Annotated in this window: 9 protein-coding genes; 3 read left to right on the forward strand and 6 right to left on the reverse strand. The window is 71.1% G+C overall.

The annotated features are described in order from the left end of the window. The first annotated feature begins 16 nt into the window (after nt 1-16). On the forward strand, nt 17-9,994 hold the full coding sequence (locus ACY48E_RS03250) for a non-ribosomal peptide synthetase (protein ID WP_462870661.1): 9,978 nt from the start codon (nt 17-19) through the stop codon (nt 9,992-9,994). Here ACY48E_RS03250 and ACY48E_RS03255 read toward each other — a convergent pair. Further along, on the reverse strand, nt 9,952-10,389 hold the full coding sequence (locus ACY48E_RS03255) for a DUF6194 family protein (RefSeq protein ID WP_462870662.1): 438 nt from the start codon (nt 10,387-10,389) through the stop codon (nt 9,952-9,954). The two genes, ACY48E_RS03250 and ACY48E_RS03255, sit on opposite strands and share 43 nt — an antisense overlap. A gap of 49 nt (nt 10,390-10,438) precedes the next feature. After that, nucleotides 10,439-11,005, reverse strand: a complete 567-nt coding sequence (locus ACY48E_RS03260; RefSeq protein ID WP_462870663.1) for a YdcF family protein — start codon at nt 11,003-11,005, stop codon at nt 10,439-10,441. A gap of 119 nt (nt 11,006-11,124) precedes the next feature. On the opposite strand from ACY48E_RS03260, the gene ACY48E_RS03265 reads away from it, so the two are divergent. Beyond that, nucleotides 11,125-12,345 (forward strand): acyl-CoA dehydrogenase family protein, encoded by a 1,221-nt coding sequence (locus tag ACY48E_RS03265; RefSeq protein WP_462870664.1) that lies wholly within the window; start codon nt 11,125-11,127, stop codon nt 12,343-12,345. Beyond that, nucleotides 12,342-13,367, forward strand: a complete 1,026-nt coding sequence (locus tag ACY48E_RS03270) for a phosphotransferase family protein (protein WP_462870665.1) — start codon at nt 12,342-12,344, stop codon at nt 13,365-13,367. The genes ACY48E_RS03265 and ACY48E_RS03270 overlap by 4 nt, the downstream gene beginning before the upstream one ends. Here ACY48E_RS03270 and ACY48E_RS03275 read toward each other — a convergent pair. The 4 genes from ACY48E_RS03275 to ACY48E_RS03290 form a co-directional block, all read right to left on the reverse strand. Beyond that, nucleotides 13,349-13,720 carry a hypothetical protein gene (locus ACY48E_RS03275; protein WP_462870666.1) on the reverse strand — a complete coding sequence of 124 codons (372 nt, stop codon included), beginning with the start codon at nt 13,718-13,720 and terminating at the stop codon, nt 13,349-13,351. The genes ACY48E_RS03270 and ACY48E_RS03275 overlap by 19 nt on opposite strands. Next, on the reverse strand, nt 13,717-14,115 hold the full coding sequence (locus tag ACY48E_RS03280) for a hypothetical protein (protein WP_462870667.1): 399 nt from the start codon (nt 14,113-14,115) through the stop codon (nt 13,717-13,719). The genes ACY48E_RS03275 and ACY48E_RS03280 overlap by 4 nt, the downstream gene beginning before the upstream one ends. Then, entirely contained in the window at nt 14,112-14,474 is a 363-nt protein-coding gene (locus ACY48E_RS03285) for a hypothetical protein (RefSeq protein WP_462870668.1), read from the reverse strand. Before ACY48E_RS03285 ends, ACY48E_RS03280 begins: the two co-directional genes overlap by 4 nt. A 102-nt stretch (nt 14,475-14,576) precedes the next feature. Then, entirely contained in the window at nt 14,577-15,083 is a 507-nt protein-coding gene (locus ACY48E_RS03290; protein ID WP_462870669.1) for an arsenate reductase/protein-tyrosine-phosphatase family protein, read from the reverse strand. Nucleotides 15,084-15,239: the final 156 nt, after the last annotated feature.

Genomic DNA, 15,239 nt, shown 5'->3' on the forward strand with positions numbered 1-15,239 from the left:
GCGAAGGGAGGTGGCGGTGCCGAACGATGTGACACCTCTTTCCCCTGCTCAGCTCAACATATGGCTGGCTCAGAAGCTGGCGCCGGACGTCCCGTTCACCGTTGCGCAATATGTCGACATCTCGGGCTCGCTCGATATCGGCCTGCTCATCCGCGCCTCCGATACCGGCTCGCGTGAGCTGGTCACACCGGCGCTGTCGATACACGACACCGAGGACGGCCCGGTGCAGGTGGCCGACTTCGACTCCCCGTACGCCCTCGAATACATCGACCTGCGCGCCGAGGCCGACCCGGAGGCCGCGGCGCACACCTTCATGGACCGGGAGACTCGTCGGCCGGTGGACATGGCCACCGATCAGCTGGTGTGGTCGGTGGTGCTGCACCTGAGCGATGGGCGGTACTTCTGGTTCAGCCGCGCCCACCACGCCGTGATGGACGGCCTGGGTGCCATCGCGCTGCAGACCCGCGTGGGCGCGATCTACAACGCGCTGCTCACGGGTACCGCGCCGCCGCCCACACGGGCGTTGGATCCCGAGCGGATCCACCGCTTCGACGCCGAGTACACCGGATCGAGCAGACAGGCTGCCGACCGCGAGTTCTGGCTCGACCGCATGACCGACCTGCCGCCGGTGCGCACCCTCGCCGGTGGCGAGCCGGGCCCCGGGCAACTGGCGATCTCGGTGGGCTCGGAACTGGCCGCCACCACCGCCGAGGCCATGCGCGAGCATGCGGCCCGCAACAATTCCTCCGACGTACCGGTGGTGCTCGCGACGTTCGCGCTCTACCTCGCCCGCACGACCGACTCCGACGACGTGATCGCATCGCTGCCGGTCTCCGGTCGCACCACCCGCATGCTGCGCGAATCCGGCGCCATGATGAGCAACGTGGTGCCGCTGCGCATCGCCACCCCCGCCGACGCCACTCTCGACGATCTCCTGCGCGAGGTGGTGGTGCACCTGACCGGGGCGCTGCGCCACCAGCGGTACCGGGTGGAGGACCTGGTGCGAGAACTGGGCACGCGCGGAACCGTCACCGGAGGTGGGCGCGGGGCGTTCGGGCCGACGGTCAACATCATGATGTTCGACTCGGAGATTCGACTCGGTGACGCCGTCGGGGAGTACCGGGTGCTCTCGAGCGGCCCGATCGACGACCTGATGCTCAACATCTACCCCGCCGTCGCGGGCAAGACCACGCGCGTGGACCTGCTCGGCAACCCCGACCGTTACAGCCGCGCCGACCTCGCCGTGCACCACCGGCGGCTGCTGGCCCTGCTCGACACCGTGGTCGCGGCCGAGCCGAGCACCCCGCTCGGTGCCATCGAGGTGACCACCGCGCAGGAGCGCGCGGATCTGCTGCAGCCGCCGCCGCCCGGTGCCCCCGCGCGCACCCTCGCGCAGATCTTCGCCGCAGCCCCCCGGGTGACCGACCGGGCGGGCGCGCTGGCACTGGCGGCCGAGATGATCCGCCGCGGCATCGGTACCGAGGACCGCGTGGCCGTCGCGGTGCCCCGATCACCGGCGTCGGTCACCGCCATGTGGGCCGTGGCGCTCACCGGCGCCTCCTTCGTGCCCGTCGACCCCACCGATCCGCGACTGCCCTCGCTGGTGGCCGGCGCGGTGCTGGGTCTGACCGTCAGCACCGAGTCCGTGCCGCGCGGCGCGATCTCATGGCTGCAGATCGACCGGCTCGACCTGCCGCCCGCGCACGAGGTGGTGCCGATCCGGCCCGTCACCGTCGACACCGAGGCATACGTCATCCACACCTCCGGCTCCACCGGTGTGCCCAAGGGTGTCTCGGTGACCCATCGTGGCCTGGCCACCCTCGCCGACACCGTCGCGCACCGGTACGGCATGGGTCCGAACTCACGCGTCGCGCATCTCGCCGCGCCGGTGTTCGACGCCTCGCTCCAGGAGATCCTGGCCGCGGCGGTGTCCGGGGCCGAACTGGTGATCGCGCCGTCGCACCTGGCCGCGGGCCCCGAACTGGGCCGCTGGCTGGTGACCGAGTCGATCACCCACCTGATCACCGCGCCGTCGGTGCTCGCCACGCTCGAACCGGAGGACCTGGCCACCGTCGAGGTGTTCGACGTCGGTGGTGAGGCGTGTCCGGCAGAACTGGTCACCCGCTTCGCGGTGCCGGGCCGAACCATGCTCGACGCGTACGGACCCACCGAGGCCACCGTGCTGGCCACACTCTCCGAGCCGATGGTGCCGGGGCAGCCGGTGACCATCGGCAGCGCGCTGCCCGGCGTGCACGCGCTGGTGCTCGACCATCGCCTGCAGCCCGTGCCCGACGGGGCGATCGGTGAGCTGTACCTCGGTGGCGTCGGCGTCGCCCGCGGGTACGTGGACGCTCCGGCGGCGACGGCCACCCGCTTCGTGGCGCACCAGGGCGGGCGGCTCTACCGTACGGGCGACGTGGTGCGCCGACGCGCTCGTCGCCTCGGTGGCGCCCACGCCGCGGAGCCCGCGCTGCCGGTGTTCGAGTTCCTGGGCCGCCGGGACTCCCAGATCCAATTGCATGGCCGCAGAATCGAACTCGGCGAGATCGAGGCGGTGCTGCGCGGGTGCGACGGGGTGCGCGAGGCCGTGGTGGACGTGCGCGACGGCCGTCTGGTGGGCTACCTCGTGGCGGACGGCCCGGGGCCGACAGCCGGCGTGGCGGGGGTGCGCGAGCACGCGCGGGCGCACCTGCCCGCCGCCATGGTGCCCGCCGTGATGGTGGTCGTACGGTCGTTGCCGCTGACCGCGGGAGGCAAGATCGATCGCCGCGCCCTCCCCGAGCCCACCGCCGCGGCCGCGACCGCGTACGTCGAGCCCATCACCCACACCGAGCGCTTCGTGGCGTCGGTGTTCGCGGAGGTGCTCGGTGAGAGCCGGGTGGGCCGTGATCACAACTTCTTCGCCCTCGGTGGTGATTCGCTGAGCGCCACCCGGGTGATCGCACGCGTGAACGTCGAGCTGGGCTGCCACCTGGGCCTGCCCGCCCTGTTCGACGGGCCCACCGTGGCCGCCCTGGCCCGTGCGGCCGACCTCGCTGAGCCCGCCCCGGTTCTCGGCGTGGCGGATATGCCTGTGCCCGAGCACGTTCCGCTGTCCTACGGCCAGCAGCGCATGTGGATGGTCAACCAGCTCGACACCACGTCGCCGGCCTACAACCTACCGCTGGCCGCGCGCCTGGACCCCGACGCCGACCCGGCCGCGCTGGTGGAGGCGCTACGCGACGTTCTGGCCCGGCACGAGAGCCTGCGCACCTACTACCCCCTCGGTGACGACGGAACTCCGCAGCAGGTGGTGCTCGCCGTCGACGAGGTGCTGCCGGATCTGCGGGTGGAGGCCATCGACGAGGCGGACCTGCCGCGTGTGTGCGCCGCGGCGGCCGCGACGTGGTTCGACGTGACGCGGGCGGTGCCGCTGCGCGCATGGCTGTACTCGGCGGGCAGCCACATGGTGGTGGTGCTGGTGACGCACCACATCAACGCCGACGGCTGGTCGGTTCGGCCCCTGATCGCAGATCTGATCACCGCGTATCGAGCGCGCACCAGCGGCGGGTCGGCGCCGGTGTGGTCGCCGCTGCCGGTGACCTACCGGCAGTACTCGGTGTGGAACCGCGCGGTGGTCGACGCCGTCAGCGAGGCAGAACTGGCCTACTGGGACGGCGCTCTGGCCGACTACACCGATGCCGCTCGGGTGCCCCCCGACGGCGTGCGGCCCGAGCGACGCTCGCACGCGTGCGCGTCGGTACCGTTCGAGGTCGATGCTCGGTTGTGGTCGGAGGTCACCGATCTCGCCCGCATCGGCGGCGTCACCGGGTTCATGATGCTGCACACCGCCCTGGCGATCGTGCTCGCGCGCCTGGCCGACAACCCACGCGTGGTGATCGGCACCGCCACCGCCGGGCGGGCGGTACCCGAGCTGGACGAGCTGGTGGGCATGTTCGTCGGCACCGTCGCGCTGCCGGTCACCGTGGACCTCGACGCGCCCTTCACCTCGGTTCTCGGTGCTGTTCGAACCGCCGATGTTGCTGCGCTGCAACACTCCTCGCTGCCGTTCGACGTTCTCGCACATCACCGTGCGGCGCATCACCGGGTCGGTGAGCACCCCGTCTTCCAGGTGATGCTGGCCGTCGAGGCACCCGACGACGCCGTCGACGACATGCCGTTCGAGATCACCCCGCTCGACTCCGGCGCCACCGAGTACGACCTCGCCGTCGAGGTGGTGGTGAGCGAGGAGGGCGTGTCCGGGCGCATCCTGCACGCGGTCGACATCGTCGCCGCCGACACCGCCCGCCGCATCGGGCAGATGGTGGTTGCGGTGCTCACCGCCGCCGCCACCACCCCGCGGCTACCCGTCGGATCGGTCGAACTCGACAGCGACACCGCACTGCCCGTCGTACCCGGCCCGTTGACGGGGACTCTGGCGAGCATCGACCTCGCGCGCGGAGCGGCCCTGGCGGTGATCGACCCGGCCGGCGGGGGTGCCGAGATCACCGCTGCTGCCGGCACCGAGATGACGTATGCCGAATTGGACGCCCGCTCGACCCGACTGGCCATGGTGCTGCTCGACCGCGGGATCGGGCCGGATGATGAAGTGGCGCTGTCGATTCCACGATCGGCGGACTACATCGTCGCGGTGTGGGCGACGCTCAAGGCCGGTGCCGCGTTCATGCCCGTCGACCCTCGCTACCCGCCGGAGCGGCGACGGGCGATGCTCGAGACCGCACGCATCGGCCTCGGCAGCGGGCCCGAGACCTACCTCGAGTGGATCGACCCCGGTGCCGGGCGGGCCCTGACCGTCGCCGCGCTCGATCACACGTACCGGCCCGCCGCGGTGCGGCCCGGCAACCTCGCCTACGTGATCCACACCTCCGGCACCACCGGGCGCCCCAAACCCGTTGCGGTGACGCACGCCTCGGTGGCGAACCTCGCCGCGCAGGTACCCGGGCGGTACGCGGTGACCGAGCAGTCGCGGGTGCTGGCCGGGTATTCGACGAACTTCGACGCCGCCGTTCTCGAGATGATGCTGGCCTTCGCGGCCGGTGCGACGCTGGTGATCGCCCCGGCCGACCTCGTCGGCGGCGACGAGATGGCGGCCTTCCTGCGCGAGCACCGCATCACCCACTACCTGTCCACGCCCGCGGTTCTCGCCACCGTGCCGCCCGTGCCCACCGTGCGCACCGTGGCCGTCGGTGGAGATCTGCTCACCGCGGACACCGTGGACACCTGGACCGCGCAGCCGCGTCGAATGCTCAACGCGTACGGGCCCACCGAGGCCACCGTGGTGGCCACCCTGACCGATCCGCTGCGAGCGCAGTCGCCGGTCACCATCGGCCGCCCCCTCGAGGGGGTGGCCGCGATGATCCTCGACGCGCATCTGCGCCCGGTGCCGCGCGGATTCGTCGGCGAGCTCTACCTCGCGGGGCCGATGCTGGCCCGTGGCTACCGGGGAATGCTCGCCGAGACCGCCGCCCGCTTCGTCGCCGCGCCGGGCGGTGGGCGCGCCTACCGCACGGGTGATCGGGTACGCCGCATCGCCGATGGATCCCTGGTGTTCGTCGATCGCGTCGACACGCAGGTGCAGGTTCGGGGGCGTCGCCTCGAACTCGGCGAGGTGGAGGGCGTACTGACCCGGTACCCCGGTGTGCGGGCCGTGGCCGTCGACGTGCGCGAGGAGACGGTGCTGGCGTGGGTGGTCCCCACCGATGACGGCGCGACCGACCCCGCAGAGCTTCTCGAGTACGCCGCCCGCTACCTGCCCGCGTGGTCGGTGCCCGCCCGCATCGTGGTGATCGACGCGCTGCCGGTCACCGCGCACGGCAAGCTCGACCGAAGCGCGCTCGTCGACGACACCCTGCGCCCGGTACCCGTCGCCGCGCCCGCCGAGAGTCTGGACGAGGAACTGATCGTCGCGGTGCTGGCCGAGGTGCTCGGGGTGCGCACCTTCGGTGCCACCGACTCGTTCTTCGACCACGGCGGGGATTCGCTGAGCGCCATTCGGGCGGCGTCCGAGTTGAGCCGGGCCCTCGGCTACGCGGTACCCGCGCGGCTGCTCTTCGACAACCCCACCCCGCGGCGGCTCGCGCGCGTGAGTGTGCCCACCGACACCGCCGTGCTGCCGCCGATCGGGCACAGCGACACCGAGATGTTCGACTCGCTGCCCGCATCCCCGGCCGAACGGCGCATGTGGCTGCTCAGCCGCATCGACCCCGGCTCGTCCGCACTGAACACCGCCTTCCGGGTCGAGCTCCCCGAGGGGGTCGATCTGCACGTGCTGCGCGCCGCCATCGTGGACGTGGTCGATCACCACCGTCCCCTGCGCACGGTGTACCCGGCCGGTGAGGACGGCCCTCTCGCCGTCGACACCCCCGCCGAGAGCGCCGTGCCGAAACTGCGCCCGCGGGTGGTGCCGGCGGCCGGGCTCGACGACGCGGTGCGGGAGGTGGTGGCGCAACCGTTCGATCTGACCATCGACACCCCGCTCCGGCTGGCGCTGCTCGATCACGGCACCATGTTCGACCGGACGTCCCTCACGCTCGTGGTGGTGGTGCACCACATAGCCGTCGACGGCGGGTCGATCGGGCCCTTCACCCGCGACATCACCGCCGCCTACCAGGCCCGCCGTCGGGGGTACGCCCCGCACTTCCGCGGTGAGGTGGGCCGGGTGGACTACGGCGACTACCGGCTGTGGCAGCGCGACGTGGTGGCCGCGCGCACCGCCGAGCGCCTGGACTTCTGGCGCCGCACCCTCGCCGGCGCCCCGCAGTACATCGAACTGCCCACCGGCACTCCGACATCCGGTGCGGCCGTGCCCGTCGACCTGGTGATCGACGGGCGCACGTGGACCGCCCTCGGCGAGTTCGCCCCCGCCCACGGCGTCACCCGCTTCGTGGTGCTGCACGCGGCCCTGGCGATCCTGATGGCGCAACTCGGTGGCACCGACGACGTGGTGATCGGCACACCCGTCACCGGCCGCACCGACCCCGCCCTGGACGACCTGGTGGGTATGTTCGCCGGCACTCTGGCCCTGCGGACGAAGGTGGCGCCGTCCACCCGGTGGGTGGACCTCGTTGCCGCCGTGCGCACCGCGGACCTCGATGCCGTTGCGCATCAGGACGTTCCGTTCGACGACATCGTCGACGCTCTCGATCCCGTGCGCACCTACGACAGCCACCCGATCTTCCAGGTGCTCCTCGCCGTCCACGACCTCGAGCCGCCCACCGTATCGTTCGACGGTGCCCCGGTGACGGTGACCGCGGTGGAGACCGATGCCACGCAGTTCGATCTCGAGTGGGTGATCTCCGAGACCGGTCGGGGCCGGGTGAGCTTCAACGGCAACCGGTTCGCCCGGTCGGTGGTACGGGAGATGAGCGAGCGATTCGTCCGCATCCTCGACACCGTGGCCGCCGATCCCACCGTGGCCGTGGGCGACATCGACATCCTCACCGAGGGCGAACGCGCCACCCATCGGGTGCCCTCGGTGCCGGTGCGCACGTTCGGGGAGGTGATCGCCGCCGCGGTGGACGCGACGCCGTTCGGTGTCGCGGCCGTCGACGGCGACCGTGTGTTCACCTTCGCCGACCTGGACACGCTCTCGAACCGACTGGCGCACAGGCTCATCGAACGCGGCGCCGGGCCGGGACGCGTAGTGGCCATCGCCCTGGGGCGATCGGTGGAGTATTACGTGGCGGTATGGGCCGTGGCGAAGGTGGGTGCTGCGTTCCTGCCCATCGACCCCGACCACCCTCGCGAGCGGATCGAGGCGATGCTGCGGCAGAGCGCCCCCGTGGTCGGCCTGGGTGGGGTGGATCCGGCCGGGGTCGATCAGGGTTCGCTGCTGTGGATCGAGGTCGAGCCCGCCACCGTCGACGCCGCACACGACGGGCGCCCCGGCAGCGAGCCTCCCCCGCACGGTTACGCGCCCCCGCGGGCGGCCGATCCGGCGTACGTGATCTACACCTCGGGCTCCACCGGCACACCCAAGGGTGTCATGGTGACCCACGCGGGCATCGGTGATCTCATTGCCGCACAGCAGAATCGGTTCACCCCGAGCGCGCGCTCGCGCATCCTCGGCTTCGCCGCCCCCACCGTGGACGCGTCGGTGTTCGAGATGCTGTTGGCGTGGGGATCGGGCGCCGCGCTGGTACCCGTCCCGCCGGGGGTGTACGCGGGGGACGATCTGGCCCGCCACATCACCCGGCACCGCGTCACGCACCTCACGCTCACCCCGTCCGTGCTCCAGGCGACCGATCCCTCCGCAGTGCCCACCGCCGAGGTGGTGATCATGGCCGGCGAGGCCTCCAATGCGGCGCTGATCGACACGTGGTCGCGCAGCGCACGCGTCTTCGACGCCTACGGGCCCACCGAGACCACCGTCATGGCAACGTGTTCCGAGCAGCTGGTGCGCGGCGACACCCCCACGATCGGCCGCGCCACCCACGGATTCGAGGCCCTGGTCCTGGACTCACGGCTGCGTCGTCTGCCCCGCGGTGTGCCGGGTGAGCTCTACCTCGCCGGACCGGCCCTGGCGCGCGGGTACGTCGGTGCCGCCGGGCTCACCGCGGACCGGTTCGTGGCCAACCCCTACGCCGGCAACGGCAGCCGCATGTACCGCACGGGCGACATCGCCGCGTGGAACGGCGGTGATCACGACCCGGTGCTGGACTACCTGGGGCGGGCGGACGCGCAGATCACCATCCGCGGGCACCGCATCGAACCCGCCGAGATCGAGACCGCCCTGCTGCGGCACAGCGGCGTCGAGCAGGTGGCCGTCGTCGCCGCGGGCGGCACCCTCGCCGCCTACTACGTCGGATCGGCGCCCATCGAGGACATTCGGGCCATGGCCACCCGCACACTGCCGGTGCACCTGATCCCGTCGTCGATCGTGTCGGTGGCCGCGCTCGCGCGCACCACCTCCGGCAAGCTCGACATCGATGCACTGCCCGAGCCCACCACCGCCACGCTCACCCACCGGCCGCCGGCCACCGACACCGAGAAGCTGGTGGTGGAGACCATGGCGCTGATCCTTGCGCGCGACGTGGGCGCCGACGACGACTTCTTCGACGTGGGTGGGCACTCGCTCGCGGCGGTGGCGGTGATGGACGCCCTCCGTGAGCACCTCGCCCGTCCCCTGCCGGTGGCGTGGATGTTCATCGCCCGGACCCCGGCGGCGTTGGCCTCGTTGATCGACGGCGATGCGGGCGATCAGTCCGATTCCATTCTGCGCGTGATGGTTCCGCTGTCCCCGGGGCTGGCCAGCGGATCGTCGTCGGGCGGCGGGGCATCGGCGGTGGGGCCACCGCTGTTCTGCATCCACCCCGCCATCGGGCTCGCGTGGGGGTACGCCGCGCTGCGGTCGTCCATGCCGGGCACGCCGCTGTACGGGCTGCAGGTGCCGGGGCTGCTGGGCGGTGAGCGTGCGCCGTCGTCCATCGACGCCTACGCCCGCCGCTACGTCGCCGAGATCCGCCGCGTGCAGCCGCACGGCCCGTACCACCTGCTCGGTTGGTCACTCGGCGGCGTGATCGCCCACGCGGTGGCCGCCGAACTCGAGCGCGGCGGTGACACCGTGGCACGCCTGGTGATGCTCGATGCGTACCTCGACCCCCCACCCGGCCAGGGACGACTGACGTACGCCGACCTCGGTGAGCTGCTGGGGGTGCCCGGCGCCGAGGATCCGGTCGCCGTCATCGGGAGCCTGCGCGAGGTCGGGTCCGCGCTCGCGGAGTTCCTCACCGCCGAGCACATCGAGCGCGCTTTCGCCCCCATGGACGACGCTCCCCGCCTCGTCGCGGACTATGTGCCCGCCGTCGTCGCCGCGAACGTGGAGTTCTTCGCCGCGGCCGCCTCGGCGGCAGCGGAGCAGTGGCACCCCGTGGTGTCGGGTTCGATCACCCTGCGCCGCACACGCTTTGCGCACCAGGATCTCGGTGGACCGGACGCGCTCGCGGAGATCGGTCAGGTACTCGAGGGCAACCCGGCGATCCGCGCCCTCCCGTAGGCCTGACCGAGCAGCAGCTTCGCGGTCTCGCGCGTGGTGTCCGGGTTGATCACCGACACCCAGTACGACTTGCCGTAGAGCGGATGCGGGGTGAACACGTCGGCCGTCGGCCCGGGTTCGGGGGTGCCGTCGGCGAACAACTCCGCGTGCGTGGCCCGGTCGATGTGGATGTTCAGGCGCCAGCGGCCGGGAGCATCGAGATCGGACACCGCATCGCCCGGGTAGTCCTTGGTCACGATGGTCGCGAAGGGCTGCACGTTGCCCGGGATCTCGCCGCTGGGGGAGAAGTAGAAGAAGTGATCACCCCACGCGATCTCGGGGAAATCGGACCCCTCCTCGGGTGCCAGGTCGAGAATTCCGTCGAGCGTGCGCACGAAGTCCAAGATCTCCTCCATCCCACCAGTCTGCCCTGGTGTCACCCGAGCGTGCTCATCCGGTGCAGGTTCACCCGGTGCAGTTGCTGCCCTGCAGGGCGGCCTTCGCGAAGCCGGAGAACTGGTAGAGGTACACGTACTCCCAGTCGGCGAGGGAGAGCGGATAGGTGCGCGGCGGGGTGGACATGGTGACGGTGCCGTCGAAGCACTGCGAGAAGATGTACCGCGCCCGCGGCAGGTGGTAGCGCCAACTGACCACCACCACGTGTCGCCAGCCGTACTGCCGCGCCAGGCGCTCGGTCAGAATGGCCTCGCCCCGGGTGGTCGACGGCGACGGCTTCTCGCACATCACCGTCACGCCCGGCGTGCTCGCCGCGCACAACCGATTCATCAGCGCATCGCGCGGGTTGTAGGGGTTGGAGAGCACCACCGTTCCCGCCACGCCGGAGCGGGCCAGCGAGATCGCATACTCCTCGCGCCCATCGTGCTCGCCGCCCAGAACGATGATCGCGTCGGCGGTGCTGACCCGATCGACGTGCGCGCGGGTCAGCAGCACGTACCCGCTGATCCCGATCACCACGGTGACCACGATCGGCACGCTCAGCGCGATCAGCAGCCAGCGTCCGAACCGGGTCACCGCTCAAGGTTAGGCGGCGGCGCGCCTGCGTGCGTTCGGCGGCACCGCACCGGGCGGGCGGCGCCGATGTGTCATGCTCGCAATGCAGGGGGGACGACTTTGCGAGGAGTTCAGAAGAAGTGGCTGTCGACCTGTCCTACGAGCCCGACGTGACGAGCATCGTCGATCGAACGCGCACACTGATCCGCGACTACGTGCTGCCCCTCGAGGACGCGCACGCCGGTGACGTGGCTGCGGCCGGTGGCGACGAGATACGCCTCGACATGCGCTTCGCCGCCGAGGCGGCCGGGGTCTACGCCCCGCACGCCCCCGTGCGCTATGGCGGGTTGGGTCTGAACCTCTCCGACCGCGCGCCGGTGTTCGAGGAGGCCGGATACTCCCTCTTCGGCCCCGCTGCGCTGAACATCAACGCCCCCGACGAGGGCAACGTGCACATGCTCGAGGCCATCGCCTCACCCGCGCAGAAGGAGCAGTTCCTCGCTCCGCTGTGCTCGGGCGACGTGCGCAGCGCCTTCGCGATGAGCGAGCCCGCCCCCGGTGCCGGCTCGGACCCGTCCGCCCTGACCACAGCGGCCGTGCGCGCCGAGGGTGGGTGGAGCATCAGCGGCCACAAGTGGTTCATCACCGGTGCCGACGGAGCCGGGTTCTTCATCATCATGGCTCGCACCAGCGGCAGCCCCGGCGACCGCGGCGGCGCCACGATGTTCCTCGCCCCCGCCGACACTGCAGGCATCACCGTGTCCCGGCACATCTCCACGCTGGACAAATCGATGATCGGTGGCCACTGCGAAGTGCTGCTCGACAACGTCTTCGTGCCCGACGAGAACGTGCTCGGCGCCGTCGACGAAGGATTCGCGTACGCGGGTGTGCGCCTCGGGCCCGCCCGCATGACGCACGTGATGCGCTGGCTCGGGGCCGCCCGCCGCGCCCACGACATCGCCCTCGACCATGTGGTGCGCCGCGAGGGGTTCGGCGGACCCATCGCGAACCTGGGCATGGCGCAGCAGATGATCGCCGACAACGAGATCGACATCGCCGCCACCCGTGCCCTGCTGGTACAGGCCTGCTGGGCGCTCGATCAGGGCTCACCGGCCTCCGATCAGACCTCGATCGCGAAGGCCTTCGGATCCGAGGCCATCTTCCGCGTCGTGGACCGCAGCGTGCAGCTGTGCGGTGGCCTCGGCGTATCCGACGACCTGCCGCTCGCGCGCCTGCTGCGCGAGGTGCGGCCCTTCCGTATCTACGACGGCCCCTCCGAGGCGCACCGCTGGGCCATCGCCAAGAGGGCGGTCTCCGCGGCGCGGAAGGCCGCGCAGACGCCCCGGAGGTTCGGTCGGTGACCGAACTGGCAGGGATGAATACCGCTGCGCTGGAGGGCTTCCTGCGCGCTCAGGGTGTGGATCTCGACGGCCCGCTCACCGTGGAGCTGATCAGCGGGGGTCGCTCCAACCTCACCTTCAAGGCGTTCGACGCTTCTCGTGCATGGGTGGTCCGCCGACCGCCGACCAGCGGGCTCACCCCGTCGGCCCACGACATGGCTCGCGAGTGGGCGGTCACCGGTGCGCTCGGCGGGACCGACGTACCGGTGGCGCGCACGGTGGCCTTCGACCGCGACGGCGACGTGCTGGGGGCGCCGATGACGATCGTGGAATTCCAAGCGGGACAGGTGATCCGAACACGCGAGGACCTCGATACCCTCACCGACGAGCAGGTTCTGGCCAACACCGAGGAACTGGTGCGCGTGCTCGCCCGGCTGCACGCGGTGGACCACGAGGCGATCGGACTCGCGGAGTTCGGGCGCCCCCGGGGCTACCTCGAGCGGCAGGTGGCCACCTGGAAACGCCAGTGGGATCGGGTCAAGACCCGCGACCTCGACGATGTCGACCGGCTGCATGCGGCGCTCGCGCAGCAGATCCCGACCGAGTCGGACGCCTCGATCGTGCACGGCGACTATCGGGTGGACAACACCATTCTCGCCGCCGACGACCCCACCGTGGTGCGCGCGGTGGTCGACTGGGAAATGTCGACGCTCGGCGATCCACTCACCGATGTCGCGCTGATGTGCATCTACCGCCAGCCGGTGTTCGACGAGGTACTCGGCGTCAGTGCGGCGTGGACGAGCCCGAGGTACCCGTCGGCCGACGCCATGGCCGAGACGTACGCCCGCGTATCGGGACGGACGTTGCGGCACTGGAACTTCTACCTCGCACTCGCCAACTTCAAGCTCGCCGTGATCGGGGAGGGCATCGCCCACCGAGCCCTCGCCGGATCGGGCGGGGTCGACGCCGTCCGCGCCGCCGACGCCACCGCCTCGTTCATCGCCGAGGGTGCGCGCGTGCTGGCTCAGAACAGCTTGCGGTAGAGCGTGGTGCCGAACCGCACCGAGAGGTAGCCCAGCAGCGCCGTCGCCGCGCCCGCGATCACGTTGGCCCCGATCCCGAGCACGATCTGCCGCACCCGATTCGGGCCCTCGACAGCGCTCGCGTGCACACCGAGTGCCGTGAACGGCGCGGCCGACGCCAACACTCCGAGGCCCAGCAGGTTCACCACCGTCGGACCGGGGTCGGCGGCCACCACCATGCCGAGCACACCCGACGCCGCCAGGTTGAGGATCAGCACCACCCGCTCGGGCGCCCACCGCGGATGGTTCACCAGCGCCCAGTACAGCCCGCAGCCGAGGCTGCCGCCGATGGTCACCAGCAGGTACTCCGTCACCGGGCCCGACCCCGCCTGCTCACCCGAGCGGCGACGACCCACGTGGCTGTCATGGCCGCGAGCGCGACGATCGGCACGATCACCAGGTACGCCACCCCACTCCACGCCGTCGGTACCACCACGGCGAGCACCGCGAACACGCTGAAGCTCGAGAAACCGGAGGCAAGGCCTATCGCGAACTCGCGCACCGGCGCGCCGCCCGTGCGGGTCGTGGCACCCAGGGCGCCACCGAGCAGGGCGCAGCCGACGACCAGCGTGAACGCGGTGATCCGCAGCGTGCCCACACCCGTGTTCTGTGTACTCCACAGCGCATAGCGAGCCAGCGAACCCAGCGCTCCGCCGAGCATCACCGTCGCCAGCGCGATCGGTCGCACCGTGGTGACGGCCGAGATCACCGGCTCTCGGCGTCTTCCGTCGTCGTCGGCTCGCTGGTGCGGACACCGGGCCGGGGCTTGGTGGTGGTGGTCGGCTCCGGCGTGCGTGACGGGCGCTCGTCGGTGGTGGAGGTGGGTGGGGTCGACGACGGGGGCGCGGTGGCGGTGGCGGCTTCCCAGGTGGGCGAGGGCGGGATCACCACGGTGGACGAGGCGGCGCTGCCCGCGCTGCCCGCGGTGACCACCGATCCCACGGACGGTGGCGCCACGTACCCGTCGTCCCCGCCGAAGGCACCGGTCAGCGCGGCGAAACCCACACCGCCCGCCAACGCCGTTCCGGCAACGGCGACCGCAATGACCGCGACGTGCTTGTCCGCCATCGACTCTCTCCATCCGTGATGTGCACGGCCAACGTTATGGGGTCGGCGACGATGAAGCAGCACAACGGTGCATTACCGGTGTCGCGACACCGGTCGCGGACCTCACAGCCACACCGACAGCAAGGGGTTCAGGGCACGCTGGATCTGGGCTGCGATGCGCACGAACTCCGCCTCGCCGTGACCGTAGGGATCGGCGATATCGAGGTCGGCGACGGGTGCGCTCGCCCGCGCCGCCAACCATTGCGCGGGATCGCCGGAATTGGTGCGCACAGCCAACTCCGATGCCTCGAGCAGGGTGAACGTGCGTCGAAAGACTTTCGGCACGGCGCTGACCACGTCGTCGCGGTGCTCGGCGGTCATGGTGATCACGACGTCGGCTGCGGTCGCGATGGCCGGGGTCAGGCGTCGGGCGGCGAAATCGGCCGTCGAACCACCGAGGTTCGCGAGCACACGCGCCGCCGTCGACTCGATGGGGTGACCGACAACACCCCTGGTCCCGGCGCTGTCGGCGGTCAGATCGGCTCCCGCCGAGTGCGCTGCCGCGCGGGTGAGGCGCTCGGCGGTGGGGGAGCGACAGATGTTGCCCGTGCAGACGTACAGGACATGCATGGCGGCGATTGTAGGCATCAGACCGAAACCGATGTGATCGCCATGCTTGCTGATCATTCAGTTTGTTAAGTACAGTATTTTCGGACGGCCTTCCCGCTGACCGGCAGTGCATGGTCGGAAATGACGGGTTCTCTCCACAATGGCTAGACTGACTCC

The sequence above is a fragment of the Rhodococcus sp. AZ1 genome, from assembly GCF_054979605.1.

What these genes read in the sequence shown, in the direction of transcription:
- ACY48E_RS03285 (WP_462870668.1), bottom strand. Translation starts at nt 14,474, where the DNA reads ATGGCGGACAAGCACGTCGCGGTCATTGCGGTCGCCGTTGCCGGAACG.
- ACY48E_RS03255 (WP_462870662.1), bottom strand. Translation starts at nt 10,389, where the DNA reads ATGGAGGAGATCTTGGACTTCGTGCGCACGCTCGACGGAATTCTCGAC.
- ACY48E_RS03290 (WP_462870669.1), bottom strand. Translation starts at nt 15,083, where the DNA reads ATGCATGTCCTGTACGTCTGCACGGGCAACATCTGTCGCTCCCCCACC.